The sequence below is a fragment of the Bradyrhizobium sp. 44 genome, from assembly GCF_023073095.1.
GTDB lineage: Bacteria > Pseudomonadota > Alphaproteobacteria > Rhizobiales > Xanthobacteraceae > Bradyrhizobium.
Map to the genome: position 1 here is coordinate 207,527 of NZ_JADPIY010000029.1, position 22,617 is coordinate 230,143.

At 64.3% G+C, this 22,617-nt stretch carries 19 protein-coding genes and 1 pseudogene; 8 read left to right on the top strand and 12 right to left on the bottom strand.

What is annotated here, in order from left to right; genetic code table 11:
* The first annotated feature begins 5 nt into the window (after positions 1-5).
* The gene (locus tag IVB41_RS26720) at positions 6-1,793 is read left to right on the top strand and encodes a chloride channel protein (protein ID WP_247436690.1); all 1,788 of its coding nucleotides are present in this window, start codon (positions 6-8) and stop codon (positions 1,791-1,793) included.
* 50 nt (positions 1,794-1,843) lie between these two features.
* On the opposite strand, the gene IVB41_RS26725 is transcribed toward IVB41_RS26720, so the two are convergent.
* On the bottom strand, positions 1,844-2,101 hold the full coding sequence (locus IVB41_RS26725; protein WP_247436693.1) for a DUF2798 domain-containing protein: 258 nt from the start codon (positions 2,099-2,101) through the stop codon (positions 1,844-1,846).
* Between the two features lie 312 nt (positions 2,102-2,413).
* Between IVB41_RS26725 and IVB41_RS26730 the strand changes: the two genes are divergently transcribed.
* Positions 2,414-2,803 carry a hypothetical protein gene (locus IVB41_RS26730; RefSeq protein WP_247436696.1) on the top strand — a complete coding sequence of 130 codons (390 nt, stop codon included), beginning with the start codon at positions 2,414-2,416 and terminating at the stop codon, positions 2,801-2,803.
* 926 nt (positions 2,804-3,729) lie between these two features.
* Here IVB41_RS26730 and IVB41_RS26735 read toward each other — a convergent pair.
* Entirely contained in the window at positions 3,730-3,948 is a 219-nt protein-coding gene (locus IVB41_RS26735; RefSeq protein WP_247436699.1) for a hypothetical protein, read from the bottom strand.
* A gap of 228 nt (positions 3,949-4,176) precedes the next feature.
* Here IVB41_RS26735 and IVB41_RS26740 point away from each other — a divergent pair, with 228 nt between their 5' ends.
* The 4 genes from IVB41_RS26740 (at position 4,177) to uraD (ending at position 6,796) form a co-directional block, all read left to right on the top strand.
* Positions 4,177-4,455 (top strand): hypothetical protein, encoded by a 279-nt coding sequence (locus IVB41_RS26740; protein WP_247436701.1) that lies wholly within the window; start codon positions 4,177-4,179, stop codon positions 4,453-4,455.
* Between the two features lie 98 nt (positions 4,456-4,553).
* Positions 4,554-4,967, top strand: a complete 414-nt coding sequence (locus IVB41_RS26745) for a DUF3830 family protein (protein WP_027566580.1) — start codon at positions 4,554-4,556, stop codon at positions 4,965-4,967.
* Entirely contained in the window at positions 4,968-5,903 is a 936-nt protein-coding gene (gene puuE, locus IVB41_RS26750) for an allantoinase PuuE (RefSeq protein ID WP_247436704.1), read from the top strand. It begins immediately after the preceding gene.
* 5 nt (positions 5,904-5,908) lie between these two features.
* Positions 5,909-6,796, top strand: a complete 888-nt coding sequence (gene uraD / locus IVB41_RS26755) for a 2-oxo-4-hydroxy-4-carboxy-5-ureidoimidazoline decarboxylase (RefSeq protein ID WP_247436707.1) — start codon at positions 5,909-5,911, stop codon at positions 6,794-6,796.
* On the opposite strand, the pseudogene IVB41_RS26760 reads toward uraD, so the two are convergent.
* From IVB41_RS26760 to IVB41_RS26770, 3 genes and pseudogenes are all read right to left on the bottom strand, one after another.
* A pseudogene (locus tag IVB41_RS26760) lies at positions 6,793-8,190 on the bottom strand (nucleobase:cation symporter-2 family protein). The gene uraD and the pseudogene IVB41_RS26760 overlap by 4 nt on opposite strands.
* 22 nt (positions 8,191-8,212) lie before the next feature.
* Positions 8,213-10,936, bottom strand: a complete 2,724-nt coding sequence (locus IVB41_RS26765) for a molybdopterin-dependent oxidoreductase (RefSeq protein ID WP_247436710.1) — start codon at positions 10,934-10,936, stop codon at positions 8,213-8,215.
* The gene (locus tag IVB41_RS26770) at positions 10,933-11,760 is read right to left on the bottom strand and encodes an FAD binding domain-containing protein (RefSeq protein ID WP_247436731.1); all 828 of its coding nucleotides are present in this window, start codon (positions 11,758-11,760) and stop codon (positions 10,933-10,935) included. Before IVB41_RS26770 ends, IVB41_RS26765 begins: the two co-directional genes overlap by 4 nt.
* A 153-nt stretch (positions 11,761-11,913) precedes the next feature.
* On the opposite strand from IVB41_RS26770, the gene IVB41_RS26775 reads away from it, so the two are divergent.
* Positions 11,914-13,263, top strand: coding sequence for an 8-oxoguanine deaminase (locus IVB41_RS26775; protein WP_247436767.1), 1,350 nt, complete (start codon positions 11,914-11,916; stop codon positions 13,261-13,263).
* Positions 13,264-13,375: 112 nt separating this feature from the next.
* Here IVB41_RS26775 and IVB41_RS26780 read toward each other — a convergent pair whose 3' ends face one another.
* From IVB41_RS26780 to IVB41_RS26795, 4 genes are all read right to left on the bottom strand, one after another.
* Complete coding sequence (locus IVB41_RS26780; protein WP_247438164.1) at positions 13,376-14,452, bottom strand: BMP family ABC transporter substrate-binding protein; 1,077 nt, start codon at positions 14,450-14,452, stop codon at positions 13,376-13,378.
* Positions 14,453-14,529: 77 nt separating this feature from the next.
* Complete coding sequence (locus tag IVB41_RS26785; protein ID WP_247402821.1) at positions 14,530-15,447, bottom strand: ABC transporter permease; 918 nt, start codon at positions 15,445-15,447, stop codon at positions 14,530-14,532.
* Positions 15,434-16,525: an ABC transporter permease gene (locus IVB41_RS26790; RefSeq protein WP_247402824.1), complete on the bottom strand. Its 1,092-nt coding sequence runs from the start codon at positions 16,523-16,525 to the stop codon at positions 15,434-15,436. Before IVB41_RS26790 ends, IVB41_RS26785 begins: the two co-directional genes overlap by 14 nt.
* A complete protein-coding gene (locus IVB41_RS26795; protein WP_027566590.1) occupies positions 16,509-18,080 on the bottom strand; it encodes an ABC transporter ATP-binding protein in 1,572 nt (523 codons plus the stop codon). Before IVB41_RS26795 ends, IVB41_RS26790 begins: the two co-directional genes overlap by 17 nt.
* A gap of 571 nt (positions 18,081-18,651) precedes the next feature.
* Here IVB41_RS26795 and IVB41_RS26800 point away from each other — a divergent pair.
* On the top strand, positions 18,652-19,761 hold the full coding sequence (locus IVB41_RS26800; RefSeq protein ID WP_027566591.1) for a hypothetical protein: 1,110 nt from the start codon (positions 18,652-18,654) through the stop codon (positions 19,759-19,761).
* A gap of 134 nt (positions 19,762-19,895) precedes the next feature.
* Here the strand turns inward: IVB41_RS26800 and IVB41_RS26805 are convergent, their stop codons facing one another.
* Genes IVB41_RS26805 through IVB41_RS26815 form a run of 3 tightly spaced genes read right to left on the bottom strand, consistent with a single transcriptional unit; the run spans position 19,896 to position 22,607 of the window.
* The gene (locus IVB41_RS26805) at positions 19,896-20,381 is read right to left on the bottom strand and encodes a nucleoside deaminase (RefSeq protein WP_247436770.1); all 486 of its coding nucleotides are present in this window, start codon (positions 20,379-20,381) and stop codon (positions 19,896-19,898) included.
* 13 nt (positions 20,382-20,394) lie between these two features.
* Positions 20,395-21,927, bottom strand: coding sequence for an ABC transporter ATP-binding protein (locus IVB41_RS26810; protein WP_247436773.1), 1,533 nt, complete (start codon positions 21,925-21,927; stop codon positions 20,395-20,397).
* Positions 21,924-22,607 carry a cysteine hydrolase family protein gene (locus IVB41_RS26815; protein ID WP_027566594.1) on the bottom strand — a complete coding sequence of 228 codons (684 nt, stop codon included), beginning with the start codon at positions 22,605-22,607 and terminating at the stop codon, positions 21,924-21,926. Before IVB41_RS26815 ends, IVB41_RS26810 begins: the two co-directional genes overlap by 4 nt.
* Positions 22,608-22,617: the final 10 nt, after the last annotated feature.

Here is a 22,617-nt window from a genome sequence, read left to right on the forward strand (position 1 = left end):
AGAAAGTGTTCCTGCGGATCAGACATCTCGCCGACCGCAAGGGGACGAACCGCGTCATGGTTCGGCTGCGAGCGCTGCTGCGCAGCAACGAATTCTATCTGATCCCGCTGGCGCTGGTGATCGGCACGCTTGCCGGCGCCATCGTGACGCTGATGGCCGAGATTGCGCAGATTGCCCATATGGTGATCTACGGCATTCCCATCGACGTCCGCCTGTCCGCCAATACCAGCGTCAGTCCCTGGGCCGCGCTGATTGCGCCCGCGCTGGGTGGATTGGCGCTCGGTATCATGGAGTGGTGGCGGCGACGGCTCAAGCTCTCCAGTGCGGTCGATCCGATTGAGGCGAACGCGCTGCGTGGCGGCAATCTGTCGATGCGCGACAGCGTGGTGGTGTCGAGCCAGACGTTGATCTCGAACGGTTGCGGCGCCTCAGTCGGCCTCGAGGCCGGTTATACCCAGATCGGCTCGGGCATCGCCTCGCTGCTCGGCAAGTTCTTCAATCTGCGCCGCAACGATCTGCGCCTGATCGTCGGCTGCGGCGCCGCCGCGGCGATCGCGGCAGCCTTCGGTGCGCCGATCACCGGGGCCTTCTACGCCTGCGAGCTGATCGTCGGCGTCTATTCTGTCGGCAGCGCCGCGCCGATCCTCGCCGCCTCGCTCGCCGGTGCGCTGACCGCGCAATGGCTCGGCGGCGCGCCATACTCGCTCGAAATACCCAAGGTCAGCGCCGTCGGCGTCGAGCAATATCTGGCGCTGATTGGTCTCGCGCTCGTCACCAGCGGCGTCGGCATCGCCGTGATGCGCTCGTCCTCCATGTTCGAGCGCCTGTTCAAATGGCTGCCGGTCTGGCTGCGCCCGGTGATCGGCGGCCTCATCGTCGGCGGCTTTGCGATTGTCACGCCGCAGGTGCTGGCGGCCGGCCACGGCGCGATGGTGCTCGATCTCTTTCACGACATGACGATCGGCCTGATCGCGCTGATCATCGCCTTGAAGGTGACGGCTTGCCTGATCTCGCTCGCCTCCGGATTCCGCGGCGGGCTGTTCTTTGCCTCCCTGTTCGTCGGCAGCCTGATCGGAAAGTTCTTTGCCGCGGTGCTGGTCTTGATCAGCCCGAACTTCGTGATCGATCCGCTGGTCGCGATGCTGACGGGCATGGCGACGCTCGGCGTCGCCATCGTCGGCGGTCCCTTGACCATGTCGTTCCTCGTGCTCGAGATGACCCGCAACGTCGACGTCACCGCCGTGGTGCTGGCCGGCTGCATCGTCACCTCGATCTGCGTCCGCTTCATGTTCGGCCACTCCTTCTCGACCTGGCGCCTGCATCTGCGCGGGGAAACCATCCGCAGCGCCAACGACGTCGGCTGGCTGCGCAACCTCACCGTCGAGCGGCTGATGCGCTCCGATGTCGGCAAGGTGCCGTCGACCACGACGATTGCCGCGGTCCGCCGTGAATTCGCGCTGGGCTCGCGGCCCGGGATCGTCATCGTCAACAATGCGGACGAATATGTCGGCCTCGTCCTGCTGCCCGACCTGTTCTCCGGCGACCTCGACACCATCGCCGACGAGATCCAGGTGATCGAGCTCGCGCGCCTGACCGAGATCGTGCTGATCCCGGAAATGAACGTGAAATCGGCGATGGCGGTGTTCGACGAGGCGGAGGCCGAGATGCTGGCGGTGGTCGATTCCACCGACAGCCGCAAGGTGGTCGGCTTCCTCACCGAGACCTTCGCCCGCCGCCGCTATGTCGAGGAGATCGACAAGGCGACGCGCGGCGTGCTCGGCGCGTTGTCGTAAGGTCACGCGGAAGCGGGACGGCGCGCGTCATGCGCCGCCGTCCGCGCCCGCTATCGGCCCGGTTGGGAGGGAGCCGCAACGACGCCCGCCACGATCCGGCGGACCAGCGGCAGCACCATCAGCAGCGTCGGAAACGCGACGAGCCATGACAGCGCCCAGGCGCCCGGCCAGGTCGCGAGAAACGCCGGCGTTGCGCCGAGGCTTCGAAGCGTGGAAATGACCGACACCACGGCCGTCATGAGGATGGACAGCACGAATGGCATCACGATCGGCGCATAGCGCGCCGGCAGTTTGCGAACCGCAATCATCTGGTTTCTCTTTGGAATAGGACGCGTCGGTGACGGTGAACCCAAGAATGGCATCGATCCCGACGGCGTCGGTTGATGCGTTGGTTCACGTAAAACGCTTACGGCGACCGAAAAACGGTGCGTCTGTTCATTATCCGCTCATGTTGGATGGTTCAAGCTGGATCTGGACGTTCGGTTTACAATCGTTCAAAGCGTGCGGTTTACAATCGTTCAAAGCGTGGCAGATTGCCGCGATCACGAAACCATTTCAGTGGTTTGCGCATTAAGTCTCGTTTGATTGTGTCGCTTTGAGCGAGAACAGGGAAGGTCAAGATGAATAAGGGACCGATGATTTCTGCAGCCGGCCGCAACCTTGCGTTGGCAGCTTTCGCAAGTGTTGTTCTGATTGCGGCTTCGATCACCCCTTCGGCTGCCAACTCGCCCGCGCCCGCCAAGGCCGCTGCCGTGGGCGCGGGCGCTCAGGCTGCCACCGATTTCAGCGCCGCTCGCCGCCATCGCTATTATCGACGGGGCCCGAACGCTGCAGGCCTTGCCTTCATGGGCGTGGCGGCAGGTCTGATCGGCGGCGCGATCGCAGAGAGCAGGCGCCAGGAGTACTACGAGGACCGCTATAATTACGGCCCCCGTCCTTACTACGGCGGCCAGGGATATTACGGCGGCGGCCCCTATTATGGTCCGCGTGGCTATTATCAGCCGTATTAGGCGCCTGTCTTCGCCTCAGTCTCGATTCGCGCCAAAGGGGCGGTGTTTTGCACCGCCCCTTGTTGCTTCTACGCGAGGCGTCTCATTGCGCGGCCTGTGTCGCCCGTGCGTCAATCCCCTCGGAAAAAAATATTCTACTTTACCGAAATTCGGAAATGGCGTATGTGTCGCGCATCCCGGCTCATCCTTGAGGGGCGATCTTGTGGTCGTCACGTTCGCGCGCCGGGCTTGCGGTGGACGCGGCAGCGTTCGGGGACGAGAGGCTAAGGGCAGGGCGGATTGCTCTCCGTGAGCCCGAGGCTTCGTTCCGACGAGCGGCGCTGCTAGGCTTCGTCTCGTCATCAGGTCGGCGGCAACGTGCACAACGTCGTCGAAACCGGTGGCGAAATGGCGAGCCGTGCGTACGGCAAAACCGTGTGGTCCTGGCCGTCGTTGCTACGGTCAAGCCCTGGCGAATGCGGCATGCGCGTCAACCGGCGCGGTGCCGGTGAATTTCGTTGGGGCGAGGGAGGCCAAAGAGAACTCGGCTCCCGGGAGAGCACGGCATAAGCCGTCCAACCATCGCGCAGGGAAGGCCGAGTGATTGGCTACACCTGTATGCTGCTGTGCGGTTTTCCTGCGTGTGCTTTTCGCGCAGCGGACCGCGGGTGCCAGCCGGCACCCGGCCTTCCCTGCGCCCTCTTGGATTTGAGGGTGGAATGACGAAGCAAAGCTCGGGCGAAACGCGCCGCGAGGATGCGAAGGCGTGTCTGCAATCTGAATGCGAGCTGGAAGCGTGGCGCTGCCGCCTCATGCTCCGTCATTGCGAGCGCAGCGAAGCAATCCAGAAATGCATCCGTGGAAAATGTCTGGATTGCTTCGTCGCAAGGGCTCCTCGCAATGACGACGTGGAGGCAGTTTCGCTTGATCGCGCTAGGCTTCCTGCATCACCGTCCCGCTGGTGCAGACATCGCGCCGTTGGAATAGCGCGACCAGTCGGGCTCGGTCCGTTGTGATGGCCAGAGCGCGGCGTTGGAGTCGCGCACCGAATGGGTGATGGGATGGGGCTGCGCCTTGCGGACATGACGGCGGTCGTTCGCCGCGGCGATCTGGATCGTGGCGGCGGTAATCAGCGTTGCGCCGAGAATGATGAAAGTCTTTTGCATTGTTTCTTTCTCCCGTGATGACAGCCCGGCTGTGAGATTGTGTGTTTGTGTGCTCGCCGTCGCGGCTGACATGGCGACGCGCCCAGCCGATATCAGCGCTCGCGACATCACATTGGGGCGAGCCAATTTTCTAGCCTCGGCTAAATATTCGGCAATCGCGCCCGTTGCACCGGTGGACTTGCTCCCTCCAATCCGGTTCAATGGGCCAGATCTAGTTTTCAGGCGACAATGATGTCGAAATATCTGCTGGTCCTTCTGCTGATCGCTGCGCCAGCGGTGGCGCAGGTCAAGCTGACCCCAAAAACATCGGTGGCGCATCCGGACCCCTGCGCGCCGATCGGGCATACCGCGGACGGCAAGCTGGTCTATTCCATGAAATGCGAGAATTTGCCGGTGCCGCCTCCGCCGCCGCAGGCGGAACTGAGGGAGGCGCCGCAGCCCGCCGCCGAGCCGGAGCCCGAGACGCGGCGGAGTGGCGTTTTCGGCTGGTCCTACGACCGCAGGTAACTTGAGGTGACTTGCCGCGCCCCTTGCGCGAAGCCCGATGGAATGCTCTTTGCCTGAAAATTCCCCGTGGGGCACCGCCCCCGATCCAGAGAGATGAGATGAGCAAACTCGTTATCCGTGCCGGCGACTTCACCTTCGATGCCCGTTTCGAGGAGCAAGCGGCGCCCAAGACTGTCGCCGCGTTCCGCAAGGCGCTGCCGTTCGAAAGCCACATCATCCACGTGCGCTGGAGCGGCGAGGGCGTGTGGATGCCGCTCGGCGACCTCGATTTCGGTGTCGGCTACGAGAACCACACCAGCTATCCCGCGCCCGGCCAGATCATCCTCTATCCCGGCGGCATCAGCGAGACCGAGATCCTGATGGCCTATGGCGGCGTGCACTTCGCGAGCAAGATGGGGCAGCTCGCCGGCAACCATTTCATCACGCTGACCTCCGGCCTGGAGAATTTGGCGACGCTCGGCAAGAGCGTGCTGTGGAAGGGCGCGCTGCCGATCCGCTTCGAGGAAGTCTGAGTGACTGGTACCCGCTACCCGCGCGATCTCCGCGGTTACGGCCGCAATCCGCCGCATCCGCAATGGCCCGGCAACGCGCGGGTCGCGGTGCAATTCGTCGTCAATTTCGAGGAGGGCAGCGAAAACAACATCCTGCATGGCGACCCTGCCTCGGAAGCGTTCCTGTCCGACGTGCTCGGCGCGCAGCCTTGGCCCGGCCAGCGCCACGCCAATATCGAATCGATGTTCGAATATGGCTCGCGCGCCGGCTTCTGGCGGCTGTGGCGGGTGTTCAGCGAGCGGAAGTGGCCGACCACCGTGTTCGGCGTCGCCACGGCGCTGAAGCGCAATCCGGAAATCGTAGCTGCCATGAAGGAGGCGGGCTGGGACATCGCCAGCCACAGCCTGAAGTGGATCGAGCACAGGGACATGACCGAGGCGCAGGAGCGCGCGGAGATCGCGGAAGCGATCCGCGTCCACACCGCGGCGACCGGCTCGCGGCCGCTCGGCTGGTATACCGGACGCTCCTCCATCAACACCAACCGTCTGTTGATGGAGGAGGGCGGCTTCCTCTATCTCAGCGATTCCTATGCCGATGATCTGCCCTATTGGATCAAGGGCGCGAGCGGCAAGCAGCTCGTCATTCCCTATACGCTCGACGCCAACGACATGCGCTTCATCAACCCGCAAGGATTTGCCGAAGGCGAGCAGTTCTTCACCTATTTGAAGGATGCCTTCGACGTGCTCTATGCCGAAGGCGAGAGCGCGCCGAAGATGATGTCGGTCGGCCTGCACTGTCGTCTCGCCGGTCGCCCCGGCCGTGCGGCGGGGCTGATCCGCTTCCTCGACTACATCCGCAAGCACGACCGCGTCTGGGTGCCGACACGGTTGCAGATCGCCCAGCATTGGCACGACAAGCTCGCGCACCTTGCGGCCGATGCATTCGAGATCGGGTGAGGACGATGTCGCAGATATCGCTGTCTGATCTCAATGCCGCCGATGAAGCCGATTTCGTTGCCGCGCTCGCCAACGTCGTTGAATATTCGCCGTGGATCGCCGGGCAACTGGCCGCGAAGCGACCGTTCGCCGGCATCAACCAGTTGCGCGCCGCGCTGATGGCGGCGATCCAGAGTGCCGAACCCGACGTGCAATTGGCGCTGATCCGGGCGCATCCGGACCTCGCCAACAAGACCCAGCGCGCGGCGGGGCTCACCGCGGAATCGACCGAGGAGCAGAACAGCGCCGGCCTCGACCGGCTGTCGGATGCCGAATACGCGGCGTTCGAGCGCGTCAACAATGCCTATCGCGAGAAGTTCGACATCCCCTATATCGTCTGCGTGCGCCGTCACACCAAAGATTCCGTGCTGCGCGATTTCGAGACGCGGTTGCGCAATATCGCCAAGACCGAGACGCGGCGTGCGATCGAGGAGATTGGCCGCATCTCGGCTTTGCGGCTCGATCAACTCGTCGCAGCCGATGACAAGCTCAAGGTCCACGGCCGGCTCTCGACCCATGTGCTGGACAACCACGTCGGCAAACCTGCGCCAGGCATTCCGGTCGAACTGATCGAGCTCGCGAACCTCGGCGAGAGCCGCGTGATAGCGCGCGCGGTGACCAATGCGGACGGCCGCACCGACCAGCCGTTGATCGGCGGCCGTCCGCTTCCGATCGGCCGCTACGAGCTTCGCTTCAGCGTGGCCAAATATTACGCCGAGCGCAACGTGCAGCTCTCTGACCCGCCGTTTCTCGACGAAATCCCGCTTCGTTTCGCGATCAGCGAGCCGGAGAGCCACTACCACGTGCCGTTGCTCGTCACGCCGTGGAGCTATTCGACCTATCGCGGTAGTTAAATATGTTGCGCGGATGAGGCGACCGCTGCTGCATCCGCTTCCGCGGCTGCGCCGCCGCTCAATCCGTTGAAGAAGGCGTTGAGCAGCACGGAGACGATCGCACAGAGCAGAATGCCTGACTCCAGCAGCGGCTGGAGATCGTGCGGTAAATTCCTGAAGAAGCCGGGTGCGGCGAGCGGGATCAGGCCGAAGCCGATCGAGATCGCGACGATGAAGAGATTGTAGCGATTGTTGCGGAAGTCGACCGAGGTGAGGATGCGTGCGCCTGTCGCGGCGACCATGCCGAACATCACGAGGCCGGCGCCGCCGAGCACGACCAGCGGCACGGCCTCGACCAGCGCGGCGAGCTTCGGCAACAGGCCGAGCACGAGCATGATGAAGCCGCCCGTGACCGTCACCCAGCGCGAGCGCACGCCGGTGACCGAGACGAGGCCGACATTCTGCGAGAACGACGTGTACGGGAAGGTGTTGAAGATGCCGCCGAGCAGCGTGCCGACGCCGTCGGCGCGCAGGCCTCGGCTCAGGGCATCGCGATCGACCGTCTTGCCGGTGATGTCGCCGAGCGCGAGGAACATGCCGAGCGATTCGATCATCACGACGACCATGACGACGCACATGGTGATAACAGGTACCAGATGGAATTGCGGCATGCCGAAGCGGAACGGGATCACGATGGCGCCCCAGGAGGCCGCAGCGACCTTGTCAAAATGCATCACGCCCAGAATGCTCGCGAGCACGGCGCCGGCGATGATGCCAAGCAGCACGGAGACGTTGGCGAGAAAGCCGGTGCCCCATTTGATCAGGCCGAGAATGAAGAGCAGCACGAACAGCGAGATGCCGAGTCCCTGCAACTGTCCGTAAGCCGGATTGGGAAAGCTGCCGGCGACGCCGTCCACCATCCTGGTCAGCGTCGGCAGGCCGCCGCCGGCTCAGTTGATGCCGACCCGCATCAGGGAGATTCCAATGACGAGAATGATGCTGCCGGTGACGACGGGCGGAAATAGCGGCAACAGCCGGCTGACGAACGGCGCTGCGACAACGCCAAACAGGCCGGCGGCGATCACCGAACCGTAGATGCCGAGCAGGCCGATGTCAGGTGAAGCCGCCATCGACAGCATCGGACCGACGGATGCGAAGGTCACGCCCATCATCACGGGCAGTCGGATGCCGACGCCGGGAAAACCGAGGCATTGCACCAGCGTCGCAAGCCCGCAGGCGAACAGGTCGGCGCTGATCAGGAAGGCGACATCCTCCGGCGGCAATTTGAGTGCGCGCCCGATGATCAGGGGCACCGCGACCGCGCCGGCATACATCACCAGCACATGCTGAAGCCCGAGCGCGAGCAGGCGCGGGACCGGCAAGACCTCGTCGACGGGATGCACTTCGCTGCTCATGGATCAATCCCCCGAAATATGCCTACCCAAACTTATCGTGCAGCGCCGGAAACAGCCTGTCCGGCTTGAAGGGCGGCGCCGTGAAGCGGATGCCGGTGGCATCGGCAATCGCGTTGCCGAGGGCGGCGGCGACCGGATTGTACGGACTCTCGCTCATCGACTTAGCCCCCAGCGGGCCGATCGTGTCGGAGGTCTCGGCGAAGAAGACTTCGGTGCGGGGCACATCCGCGAAGGAGGGAAGATGGTAGTCGCGGAATTTGGGGTTGACGACGCGGCCGTCCGCATCGATCACCATCTCCTCGTAGAGCGCGGCACCGAGTGCCTGCGCGACACCGCCTTCGACCTGACCGCGGCACTGCATGGGATTGGCGACGACGCCGGCGTCCGCCGCATGCACGCTCCTGAGAATCCGGAGCTCGCCGGTGCCCTTGCTCACGGCAACGCGAAAGCCTTGCACGTTAAAGCCGACCGAACGCGGCGTGCCACCGGAATTGCCGGCGCCTGCGAACGGCTGTCCGCGTTCGCGCGCGAGCTTGGCCAGCTCCACAAAGGACATCCGCCGCACGCCACTGACGACGGCCTCGTTCTCGAGCGCGCAGCTCCCGACGTCGCAGAGCCATGCGCCGGCGGCGGCCGCCTTCAGCTCAGTCGCGAGCTGCATGGCTGCCGCATGCGTCGCCTTGCCGGCAACGAACATGCCGGCGCTGCCATAGGCGCCGGTGTCGTGGCCGCCATGGGCGGTGTCGGACTGGCGCAGGCGGATGCGGTCGACGGTGGTCGCAAGCGTCGTGGCCGCGATCTGCCGGTGCACGGTGCTGGTGCCGTTGCCGAATTCGGCGGTACCGACGATGAGGTCGAAGCTGGCGTCGTCGTTGAGCGTGACCATCGCATCCGCGAGATGGCCCGCCGGGGGCACCGTATCGATCATCGTCAGCGCGATGCCGTCGCCGATCAGCCACTCCGGCGACAGGTCCGGCTGCGGGCCATCAGCCTGCATCGCGCGCTCGACGAGGTCGAGGCACTGGTCGAGCCCGTAGGAGCCGTAGAGCACGTCGTGGAATTCCGATGACGGTGGCGACACCATGGGATCGCCGGGCTTAACGACGTTGCGCCGGCGCATCTCGTAAGGGCTGATGCCGAGCTGCTTGGCCAGTTCGTCGATCGCGGCTTCGACCGCGATCAGCGTTTGCGGCAAGCCATATCCGCGAAACGCGCCTGCCGGCACCGTATTGGTGTAGACGGCGCAGCCGTCGACCCGCTTGTTCGGGCAATTGTAGACGCTGATGGATTCGGCCAGCGAGTGGAACATCACGGGGCCGGCGTGATTGCCGTAGGCGCCGGTATTGGAGAGCACGTCGAGCTGGAGCGCGGTGAGCTTGCCGTCCGCGTCTGCACCGGCCTTGACGTGGACCCGCATCGGATGCCGCGTCGACGTCGCGACGAACTGCTCCTCGCGGGTGAGCTCCAGCTTCACCGGCCGGCCGGTCTTGAGCGAGGCGAGCGCCAGAATGTCCTCGACGAACATCTCCTGCTTGCCGCCAAAGCCGCCGCCGACGCGCTCGCAGAAGACGCGGACCTTGTCCATGGGAAGCTCGAAGATATCAGACAGCGCGCGCCTGGTCAGGAACGGCACCTGCGTCGAGGTGCGGACATTGAGCACGCCGGAAGCGTCGAGCCAGGCGAGGCCGCCGTGGGTTTCCAAAGCGGCATGCTGCACACGGTGACTATGGAAGGTGCCCTCGAAGGTGACGGCGGATGTCGCGAGCGCAGCCGCGACGTCGCCGAACTCGCCATGCGTCTCCGCGGCGAGGTTGCGCTGGGCTTCGGCAACGCGGTTCGCGGTGGTGCGATCGGGATGAACGATGGGCGCACCCGGCGCCATCGCCTGCTCCGGATCGACCAGCGCGGGCAAAATCTCGTAACTGACCTTCAGCCGGCGGCATGCGTCCTCGGCGGCGGCTTCGCTGTCTGCGACGACGGCTGCGACCTTCTGGCCGATGAAGCGGACGATGTCGTCGAGAACACGAGTGTCCTCGGGATCCATCCAGTCCTTCTCATGCCGCGCGGTCGACATCAGAGTGGTTGGCGCATCCTCATGCGTCAGCACCGCGTGCACGCCGGGAACGCTCAGGGCCTCCGACTTGTCGATCACGACGATTCTCGCGTGGGCGTGCGGTGACCGGAGCAGCTTGATATGCAGCAGGCCGTCAATCTGCGTGTCGAACGTGTAGCGCGCCTTGCCGCGCACGACATCGGGGCCAGCTGGCGCCGGCAGGCTGCGGCCGAATGCGGCGCCGGCCTCGACGTTCTCCTCGATATTGGTCTTGCCGATCAACGCATCCTCGATCGAACGATACCCGGTGCAGCGGCAGATATTGCCCTTCAGCGCGACGCCGAGATCGGTGCGCTGCGCCTGGTTCAGCGAGGCGCAGGTCAGGATCATGCCGGCGGTGCAGAAGCCGCATTGAAAGCCCTGCGCATCGAGGAAAGCCTGCTGCATCGGGTGCGCGCCGCTGTCTCCGCCGAGACCTTCGATCGTGGTGACGGCGCGCCCCTCGGCACGGAAGGCCGGGATCAGGCAGCTATGCACCGGCTCGCCGTCCAGCAGCACGGTGCAGGCGCCGCAATCGCCGGCGTCGCAGCCCTTCTTCACGCCGAAATGGCCGAGCTCGCGCAGGAACGTGCGCAGGCACTGGCCGGCGCGTGGCTCCTGCGCAAACGTCGTGCCGTTGACCTCGAAGCTCATGACGACGGTGCTCCGAGGAGTTCGTCGCGGATCTCTTCGGCAAGCCGCAGTGTCATGTGCTTGCGCCACAGCGGCTTGCCGTGGATGTCGGTGTGGTAGAGATCGTCGGTGATCTGCTGCGCGATGGCTTCACGGAGCGCTTTCGCGTCGGGGGCCTCGCGAAAGGACAGCCGAATCGGCCGCACGGTCGAGGCGGTGACCGTGAGCGTCAACGTGCCATCGGCATCCAGACTGCCGATCACCAGCGCCGCCGAGCGGCCGACCGGCGCCAGCGAGATCTGGCGAAAGACCGTACGACGCTTCAAGGCGGCAATCGGGATATCGATCTGCCGGAGCAGGTCCCCCGGCGCCAGAAGGTTGAGCTGGTTGCCGGTGACGAAGTCGACGACGGGCATCATCTGTTCGCCGCCGCCGGCCTTCCAGATGGTGCAGACGCCCTCCAGCGCCGCGGTGAGCGAGATCATCGGTCCCGCCGGAAGCGACATGCAGAGATTACCGCCGACGGTCGCCGTCTTCCAGATCTTGAACGAAGCAAGGAAGGCGCGGCAGCACTGGTTGATCAGCGGCGCCGCGAACCAGTCGGGTGGGCAGACGAATCCATCGAGCTGTGCAAGGGTGCAGGTGGCCGCGATGCTGAAATGGCTCTCGGTGACCGTCAGCGCCGGCCATTTCAGATCGATGAGATCGATGAGCCGAGTGAGGTGAACTTGCGGCTCCGAGAACAGCCAGGTGCCGCCCGCGAGCCAAGCATCACCTGGCGTCCAAACGGGCAGCTGCGCGCGCGTTTGCGGATGGGCGACCGCTGTGATGGTATTCAAGTCCATGGCGACGTCAACGCTTCCAACGAGTGAATCGAGCCAGGAGAAAGTCTTGCAAGACGAGCGCCAAGTCGCAACAACAAGTCGCAGCAAAAGTGCAATCGGGCCGGCCCCTGCCGTGCAGGCCTGTCGTCAGCGGATGTGAGGAGAAGCGGGATCATGAGCGACGCAAAGCCGATCTGGATCAGGGATCCTCTGGCTATCCTCGCCGATGGCGCCGAGCGCGGGATCGTGGTGAAAGGCGGCCGGATCGTCGAGCTGGTGCCGGCCGGCGCTGCGCCCGCAACCGCTGACGTCGCGGTGTTCGACGCTGGCGACCACGTCGTGCTGCCGGGCCTCATCAACACCCATCACCATTTCTACCAGACGCTGACACGGGCGCTACCCGCGGCGATGGACCGCGAGCTGTTCCCCTGGCTCCAGGCGCTCTATCCGGTGTGGGCGAAGCTGACGCCGGATGCGCTCGAGCTCGCTGTCACCGTGGCGATGTCCGAACTGCTGCTCTCGGGCTGCACCACCACGACGGATCATCACTATGTATTTCCGGCAGGGCTCGAAGACGCCGTCGATATCGAGGTGGGGGTGGCCAGGCGGCTCGGCGTGCGCGTGCTGCTCACGCGCGGCTCGATGAACCTGTCACAGCGCGATGGCGGCCTGCCCCCTGACAGCGTCGTGCAGGACGAGGACACGATCCTCGCGGACAGCGCGCGCGTGGTCGCCAAGTACCACCAGCGCGGCGCGGATGCGATGGTGCAGATCGCGCTGGCGCCATGCTCGCCCTTCTCGGTGACGACGTCCCTGATGCGCGCCACCGCCGATCTGGCCGACAAGCTTGACGTACGCCTGCATACCCATCTCGCCGAGACCGAGGACGAGAACAAATTCTGCCAGGAGATCTATGGCTGCCGTCCGCTCGACTATCTCGAACAATGCGGCTGGCTCAATGCGCGGACGTGGCTCGCCCATGGCATCTTCTTCAACGCAGACGAGATGAAGCGGCTCGGCAAGGCGAAGACGACCATCAGTCATTGCGCATGCAGCAATCAGCTTCTGGCGTCGGGCTGCTGTCCGGTGTGCGAAATGGAGGAGGCCGGCGCCGGCATCGGCATCGGCGTCGATGGCTCGGCCTCGAACGACGGATCGAACCTGATGCAGGAGGTGCGGGCCGCGTTCCTGCTGCAACGGGCGCGCTACGGGGTGACGAAGGTCAGTCACAAGGATGCGCTGCGCTGGGCCACCAAGGGCTCGGCAGCCTGCGTCGGCCGGCCGGAACTCGGCGAGATCGCGCTCGGCAAGGCGGCCGATCTCGCGCTGTTCAGGCTCGACGAGCTACGCTTCTCCGGCCATGGCGATCCCCTGGCCGCACTGGTGCTGTGCGGGGCGCATCGGGCCGATAGGGTGATGGTGGCAGGAAAATGGGTCGTGATCGACGGCGCGGTCCCCGGCCTAGATGTGGCAGACCTCATCCACCGCCACAGTTCGGCGGCGCGGGCCATGCAGGCGGGATAGTATCCAGGCGAAAATAGAAAGAGGGGGCGACCACAAGTGCCGGGTGCTTCTGGCCACCCCCTCCGAACCTCCTCCGGGAGGAGCAGGTGATTTAGGCGATGCAAGAAGCGTGCTACTTGCCCGGCAGCTTGTCGTCGATGCCCTTCACGTAGAAATTCATGCCGAGGATCTGGCCGTCGTCGAGATTGGCGCCGCCCTTGCACTCGACCGGCTTGCCATCCTGCCCAACGACCGGGCACTTGAACGGATGCAGCTTGCCCGCGGTGATTGCGGCCTGGGCATCCTCGGCGATCTTCTTCACGTCGTCGGGCATGTTGGTGTAGGGCGCCATCGCGAACATGTGGCTGTCGAGGCCGCCCCAGCTGTCCTCGGATTTCCAGGTGCCGTCGAGTTCCGCTTTGACCCGGGCGATGTAGTACGGACCCCAGGTATCGAGGATCGAGGTCAGCTGGGTCTTCGGCCCGAACTTGATCATCTCGGAATCCTGGCCGAAGGCGAGCTTGCCGCGTTCGCTGGCAATCTGCATCGCAGCGGGCGAATCCGTGTGCTGCATGATGATGTCGGCGCCCTGGTCGATTAGCGCCTTGGCGGCGTCGGCTTCCTTGCCCGGGTCGAACCAGGTGTTGGCCCAAATGATCTTGACCTTGATGTTCGGGTTGATGGTCTGCGCGGCGAGGATCGTCGCGTTGATGCCGGAGACGACCTCGGGAATCGGGAACGAGCCGATATAGCCGAGCACGCCGGACTTCGACATCTTGGCCGCGATCAGGCCCTGGATGTAGCGGCCCTGATACCATTTAGCCGAATAGGTCGACATGTTGGGGTTGCGCTTGTAGCCGGTCGCGTGCTCGAAATGCACGTTCGGATATTTCTTCGCGACCTTCAGCGTCGGATCCATGTAGCCGAACGAGGTGGTGAAGATCAGCTTGTTGCCGGCGCGGACGAGCTGTTCGATGGAGCGCTCGGCGTCGGGGCCTTCAGGCACGTTTTCGAGAAAGGTGGTCTCGATCTTGTCGCCGAGATCCTTCACTAGCGCCTGGCGTGCCAGCTCATGCTGATAGGTCCAGCCGAGGTCACCGACCGGGCCGAGGTAGATAAATCCGACTTTCAGCTTGTCGGCTGCGGAGGCTGCACTGACGCTCCCGGCAAGCAAGAGCCCGGCAGCCAGCGCAAGAAGTGATTTCCTCATCATCAATCTCCAAATGTCAGGGGAAAGCCACGATCCGCAACGTGCGCGCCCCATCGCGCACGGTGTGGAAATGAAACTCAGCGGTCAGGCACGAACACGGTGCCAAGCGCAGCCGGTGCGGTCGATCCACCCGTGCGCGCGCGGGAGAGCAGGACCAGGACGACGACAGTCGCAAGGTAAGGCAGCGCCGACATCAACTGCGAGGGAATGCCGACGCCCCAGCCCTGCGCGTGCAGCTGCAGGATCGTCACCGCGCCGAACAGATAGGCGCCCACCACGAGGCGGCCCGGCCGCCAGGACGAGAACACCACCAGCGCCAGCGCGATCCAGCCGCGTCCCGCGGTCATGCCCGGAATGAAGAACGGCGTATAGGCGAGCGGCAGATAGGCACCGGCAAGTCCGGCGCAGGCGCCGCCGAACATCACCGCTAAGGTGCGGATGCGCAGCACGGGATAGCCGAGCGCATGCGCGGAGACATGGTTGTCGCCGCAGGCGCGCAGGATCAATCCTGGCCGCGTGCGGTACAGGAACCACCAGACGCCGACGACCAGCGCCAGCGAGAAATAGACAAAGGCGTCCTCGCCGAACAACACGCGGCCGACCAGCGGAATATCGGTGAGACCGGGAATATTGAGATGTCGCGCCGGGGTGATGCGCTCGCCGACGAAACCGGCGCCGATCAGGCCGGAGAGTCCGACGCCCAGGATGGTCAGCGCAAGACCCGTTGCAACCTGGTTGACCGCAAGTCCGAGCGCCATCAGTGCGAAGACCAGTGACATCAGCGTGCCGGCGACGATGCCAAACAGTGCGCCAATGAAGATCGAGCCGGTCAGCCACGCACCTGCAAAGCCACACGCGGCACCGACGATCATCATGCCCTCGACGCCGAGATTGAGTACGCCGGAGCGCTCGGTCACGAGCTCGCCGGTCGCCGCGATCAGGAGCGGCGTCGAAGCGGCGAGCACTGCGAGAATGATGGCTTCAATGAGTTCCACGAGCCACCTGTCGGTTCGGGAAGACCAGCTTGAAGCGGTAGAGAATGAGGGAATCGCAGGCGAGCACGTAGAACAGCAGGATGCCTTGAAAAACCTTGGTGACGTCCAACGGGATCTTCATCGCGATCTGCGCCTGCTCGCCGCCGATAAAGGTCAACGCGAGAAAAAGGCCTGCAATTAATATTCCAAGGGGGTTCAACCGGCCGAGAAAGGCCACGATGATCGCCGTAAAACCGTAACCCGGCGAGATGCCGGGCTGGAGATGTCCGACCGGACCCGCGACCTCGATGATGCCGGCGAGGCCGGCCAGCGCGCCCGAGACGGCGAAGGTCAGGATGATCAACTGGTTGGAATTGAAGCCGCCGAACCGCGCGGCGCGAGGCGCCGCACCGACCACGCGAATCTCGAATCCCTTGATGGTGCGCCCGAGCAGGATCGCCACCGCCGCGACGACGAGAAGGGCGATGATGGAGCCGAGATGCAGCCGGCCGCCTTCGATCAGCAGCGGCACCGTTGCGACCGGATCGAACTCGGCGGTGGTCGGGAAGTTGAAACCGTGTGGATCGCGCCAGGGGCCGCGCACGAGATAGTCGAGAAAGAGATCGGCGACATAGACCAGCATCAGGCTGGTCAGGATTTCGCTGGCGCCGAACTTCACCTTGCAGATTGCCGGGATCAGTGCGTAGAGCGCGCCCGCCGCGGCGGCGAGCACGAGCATGACCGGCAGCACCCAGACGCCGGCGTCGGTGCCCTGCGTCTTCACCGCAATCCAGCTTCCGGCGACTGCACCAATCAGGAACTGCCCTTCGGCGCCGATGTTCCAGGCATTGGCGAGATAGCAGAGCGATAGTCCGATCGCGATCATCACCAGCGGAGTTGCCTTCACCGCGATTTCCTGGAGCGAATAGCTGTCGGTCAAAGGCGCGATGAAATAGGCGTGCAGGGCGAGCAGCGGATTCTTGCCGAGGATCGCGAACAGGATGACCATGGTCACGATCGTGAGGCCGATCGCGATCAGCGGAGAGATCAGCGCGATCGTGTTGGAGCGCTCGGCGCGCTTCTCAAGCACCAACTGCATGCGCGGCCTCCTTCGGCTCCAGCGTGCTGCCGCCCATCAACAGGCCGAGTTTTTCGCGCGTCGCCTCGCTGGTGGCGAGCGGTGCAGACAGATGGCCATGGAACATCACGGCGATGCGGTCGGCGATTTCCGCGAGCTCGTCGAGGTCCTGGCTGGTGACGAGCACGGCGGCGCCTGCGGTTGCGAGATCAAGCAGCGCCTGGCGGATGACGGCGGCAGCGCCGGCGTCGACCCCCCAGGTCGGCTGGCTCACCACCAGCACCGCGGGATTGCGCAGGATCTCGCGTCCCACAATGAACTTCTGCAAATTGCCGCCGGAGAGGGATGCTGCTTCCGGATCGCGCTTGGCCTTGCGGACGTCGAACGTCTCGGTTGCGCGGTCGACCGTCTTCAGAGTGGCCGCAGTATCGATGAAGCCGTGATGGACCATGCCGCTGGCGGCATGCCCGGTGAGAAGCGCATTCTCCGAAAGCTTCATGCGGGGCGCGGTGCCGTGGCCGAGCCGCTCCTCGGGAACGAAGGCCGCGCCGAGCTTGCGGCGCTGCGTGATCGAGAGATGGCCGGCAGCAAGGCCTTCGATCACGATCGTGCCGGGATCTTTCGACAGGCGTTCGCCGGAGAGCGCGGCGAACAATTCGTCTTGGCCGTTGCCGGCAACCCCGGCGATGCCGAGGATCTCGCCGCCTTTCAGCTCGAACGAGATGTGCTCGAGCCGCACGCCATGCGCCTCGCCGGGGGCGAGCGAGAGATCGTTGACGACGAGGCGCGGCACCGTGGTCTGCCGGCCGGCGGCCGCCTTCACTTCCTTGATCTCGCCGCCGACCATCATGCGCGCGAGCGAAGCGGCGGTCTCAAGCCTGGGATTGCAGGTCTCCACCTTCTTGCCGCCGCGCAGGATCGTTGCTGTGTCGCACAGGCGCTTCACCTCTTCGAGCTTGTGGCTGATATAGAGGATCGCGCGGCCTTCGGCCTTGAGCCGCTCCAGCACGATGAAGAGCTGGTCGGCTTCCTGTGGCGTCAGCACCGCGGTGGGCTCGTCAAGGATCAGGAATTGTGGATCCTGCATGAGCGCGCGAACGATCTCGATGCGCTGGCGTTCGCCGACCGACAATTGCCAGACCTCGCGTTTGGGATCGAGCGGCAATCCATAAGTCTTCGACACCTGCTCAAGCCGCGCCGACATGTCCTTGAAGGATTCTTTCCCGTCGAGGCCGAGCGCGACGTTCTCGGCGACGGTGAGATTGTCAAACAACGAGAAGTGCTGGAACACCATGCCGATGCCGCGGCTGCGCGCTTCCGAGGGGCCGGACAGCACGATCGGCTGGCCCTGCCAGAAAATCTGGCCAGCGCTGGGCTGGATCAGCCCGTAGATCGCCTTGACCAGCGTCGACTTGCCGGCGCCGTTCTCGCCCAGCAGCGCGTGGATTTCCGTTGGCCAGATATCGATGTCGATGGCATCGTTGGCGAGGAAATCGCCATAGCGCTTGGTGAGCCCGACCGTCCTGAGGAGCGGGGACTCGCCGGAATGCAGACTCTTAGCCGTGGGATCCAACATTCGCTGATGCGCTTGCATGGGGTGAAGTGCCTCAATACTGGGCTAGTTTGAACCGCCGCGTAAGGTGTGAAAAAGCGTCATCCCTTGCTCAACGCTTCGGCAGGCAAGTGGTGTCGGCGAGTCGCGGCTGTCGCCGGGAGGCGATCGTCCTCAAATGCCTGCCGAGCAGCCTTTGCAGTCCCGACTTGCGTGCGACGCGTGTTGCAAATTTGTGACGGCTCAAGCCAAATCGGAACCCGCTATGCAGGCTTGGCGTGAAGTTAAGCAGAGACGCGCCATCACGCGTATGCATTTGCGAACACCGCAACAGTAACTCCCGCCCATCTTGTCTGCCTCGTCCGCTCGACATGAAAAGGCGAGCGAAATCAAACGGGAATATCCGGCAATGGCCGCTCTCGCCTGACGTGTGGCGGTGAGGCTTGGCCTTCCAAATCCGCCAGTGAAACGCAGCACCCTGTGCAAACAAGCGGCATGCCTTGAAACAAGTTGAGGCTTCTCACTCCGGGAGATCGGCGCAAGTGTCGCACCCAAGGGACGTTCATTTTTACGTGTCCAAACTTGGGGGTATTCGATGTCGTTTCGTATGAAGGCAGTTGCGGCGGCGGCGCTGTCACTTGCTACGCTCGCTACCGGTGGCATGGCTCAGGCAGCCGACTTGCCGGTCAAGGCTGCCAAGAAGGCGGCCGACCTTCCGTTCTTCCTGGTGATCGACGACCGCGTCACCTTCTCCTACATCTTCAATGCCTCGCAGCCCGGTGCGTTCACCAACACCAACGGTGTGATCAACGCCAAGACGACGAAGCAGGTCTACTCCTTCACCCACTTCGATGCCTGGACTTACGGCACCAACTTCTTCACCATCTCGATGTTCAAGTCGGACCACAACGATCCGGCAGGCCCCTGCACCGCCACAGGCGTGGTCGTTTCGCCGGCTGCGGGCTTCGCTGCGACGCCGACGAGCTGTGCCGGCGCGACAGAAATCTACGGCCTTTTCCGCTCGACCTTCGGCTGGAACGAGATCTTCAACACCAAGGCCTTCACGCAAGGCCCCCTGCACAACATCTCGTTCGAGGTTGGTATGGATGCCAACACGGAGAACCGGTATTTCGGCGCCGCCAAGCGCGACGTTGTCGCGGGTCTGCAGTTCGCCTTCGATCTTCCCTATAAGGGCTACTTCAACGTCGCGCCGCTGGTGTACTGGGAGTTCGCCAACCACAACTCCTTCTCGCAGTGCGGCGCCGGTTGGTCCGCTCCGTGTATTGCCGACGGCAACACGTCGTTCAAGCCGACCTGGGCGATCGAAACCAACTACTATATGGACCTCGGCTTCCTGCCGCAGAACATGCAGTATTTCTCGATCAGCGGCCGCGCGGCGTGGTACGGCAAGAAGGGCACCGACACTGAGCCGCTTCCCGCCAGCGTCGCCAACGGCGTCTATCCCACCAAGGTCGAGTTCAACTCCGAGCCAATCCGCCTGACCCTCGATGCCTCGAAGGCGATTTGGGGCGACAAGTACTCGCACTTCGTCGACGTCTGGGTCGCCTATCGCTACTGGCAGAACAAGTTCGGCCTCGATCACAACAATGCCTTTGCTTGCACCACCTTCGTCGGTGGTACGAAGGTGAGCACCGGATCCTGCACCGAGTCCTCGCTCTACTCCGGTATCACTGTGAAGTTCTAACCACCTGACACTCTTCAGGTGAATGACGATGACGCCGCGTCAAACCTCCGCGGCGTCATCTTCGTTTGGGGGATGGGCTGGGTACCGTCAGGCAGCCCTTCAATGAGCGCGGGGCAAGGCCCGCTCGGCGGCGTCTACTTCGTCCACACGCCATCGTGCAGCGCTTCGGCCTCGTCTTCGAGCAACGGCCCCGCAACGTCTGTCGGCCTCTGGCCACTGGCAAAGACCTCGCGGCAGGGCAGGTCTAGCGTCGGATTCTCCGGATGATCGCCGGTAATGCTGCGCAGGCGGTGTTCGCTGAGGCCATAGACGACTCGGCCGATGCCGGCCCAGTAGATCGCGCCGGCGCACATCGCGCAGGGCTCGGCGGAGGAATAGAGCGTGGCCTTCGCCAACACCTCGCGGCCGAGCGTGCGGCAGGCCTGCGTCGCGGCGAGACGCTCGGCATGCGCGGTGCCGTCGTGATCGGGCATGTAGCCGTTCTCGGCTTCGATCAGGACCTTGCCTTCCGCATCGACGACGATGCAACCGAAGGGATGGTTGCCGTGGGTGAGGGAACGGCGGGCGACCGCAAAGGAAAGGCGCAGGAAGTGCTCGTCGCGCTCGGACCCGCCGCTCATCGCTCTTCCCTGGTCAATGCCCCGCCATATGCCGGCCGACCACGGTGAGATCGGCTTCGCTGGTCCGTGCTTCATACACGAATTCCCCGTGGAACATCACCACCAGCCGATCGGAGAGTTCAAGGAGTTCGTCGAGGTCCTCGCTGACCAGCAGCACCGCGGCGCCGCGGTTGCGCGCGGCCATGATCTCGGCATGGATTTGCGCCACCGCTGCGAAATCGAGCCCGAAACAGGGATTGGCTGCGATCAGCACCTCGACGGCGCCGCCGAGTTCGCGCGCCAGCACGGCGCGCTGGACGTTGCCGCCCGACAGTGCCGAGATCGGCGTGTCGGGCGTGCGGGTCTTGATCTTGTACTGGGCGATCTTCTTCCTGGCGTCGACGCGGAAGGCACCGCGGTTGAGCCACCAGCCGAAGCTAGCGAAAGGCGCGCGGTCGAACTCGCGAAAGGCGATGTTGTTGGCGACGCTCATGCCGCCGACACATGCGTTCTTCAACGGCTCCTCCGGCAGGAGTGACATGTTGTGCCGCCGCATCTCCTCGCGGCTGGCGTGATAGGGATCGCCGGAGACACGGATCTCGCCACTCTCGGCTTCGCGCTGGCCGGCCAGCACCTCGACGAGCTGGCGTTGGCCGTTGCCGGAGACGCCGGCGATGCCGACGATCTCGCCGGCGCGGACCGTGAGGGAGACATCATGAACGGCGATGGCGCCGGCGTCGTCGCGCGCGCGCATCTTCGCCAGCTCCAGCCTCGCCTTGCCGGCCTCTCCGGTGCGGGGCGGCTGCACCGTCAGCTCCTCGGCGCCGATCATGGTGCGCGCCATCGCGTCCGGCGTCAGTTCGGACACCTTGCCGGCACCGGCGAGCTTGCCGCGGCGCAGGATCGTGACGTCGTCGGCGAAGGCCATAACCTCGCGGAACTTGTGCGTGATCATCAGGATGGTCAGCTCGCCCTTGACCACCATGTCGCGGAGCATGCCGAGCACCTCGTCGGCTTCCGCCGGGGTCAGCACCGAAGTCGGCTCGTCCAGGATCAGGAAGCGGCGCTTCAGGTAGAGCTGCTTGAGGATCTCGCATTTCTGCCGCTCGCCCGCGGAGATGTCGGCGACTTTTGAGCTGAGCGGTACCTTGAATGGCATGCGCGCGAGAAAGGCCTCGAGCTCCTTCATCTCTTTCGGCCAGTTCACGACAGCCGGCACGTCATCGCGCGCCAGCACCAGATTTTCGGAAACCGTCATCGCCGGCACCAGCGTGAAATGCTGGTAGACCATGCCAAGGCCGAGGGCGTGGGCGTCCTTAGGATTGCCGATCGCGTGCTCGCGCCCGCCGACCAGAATGTCGCCCTCGGTGGCGTGATAGTAGCCCATGATGCATTTGACCAGGGTCGACTTGCCGGCGCCGTTCTCGCCGAGCAGCGCATGGAACGAACCCGGCCGCACTTTCAGCGCGACATTGTCCAGCGCCAGGAAATCACCGAAGCGCATGGTCATGGCGATGGCATCGACGCCGAAGGCGCCCGATGGCGGCGGCGTTTCGCCGACGATCACGAAATCGCTCCGATGAAAGCGTCGGACGTCGAGACCGCGCCGAACACGCCGCCCTGCATCTTGATCATCTTCAGCGCGTGGTCGTGGTTGCTCTTGTCGGTGGCACCGCAGCAATCGTGCAGCAGCACGCATTCGAAGCCGCGGTCGTTGGCCTCGCGCATGGTGGTGTGAACGCAGACGTCGGTAGTGATCCCAGTGAGCACGATGTTCTCGATGCCGCGCACGCGCAGGATCAGCTCCAGATCGGTGGCGCAGAACGAGCCCTTGCCGGGCTTGTCGATGATGGGTTCGCCGGGCAGCGGCGCGAGCTCCGGGATGATGTCCCACCCGGCCTCTCCGCGCACCAGGATGCGGCCGCAGGGGCCGGGATCGCCGATGCCGGCGCCGATCTGCCGGGAGCGCCAGCGCTTGTTGGCGGGCAAATCCGACAGATCGGGACGGTGGCCTTCGCGGGTGTGGATGATGTGAAAGCCTTGGGCGCGCATTGCCGTCAGCACTTTCTTGATCGGCTCGATCGGCGCCCGCGTCAATGAGAGGTCATAGCCCATCTTGTCGACATAGCCGCCGACGCCGCAGAAATCTGTCTGCATGTCGATGATGATGAGCGCGGTATTCTCGGGGCGGAGATCGCCGTTGTACGGCCAGGCATAGGGCTCGGACTTGATGGTGCGCTCGGGCATGATTTCGCTT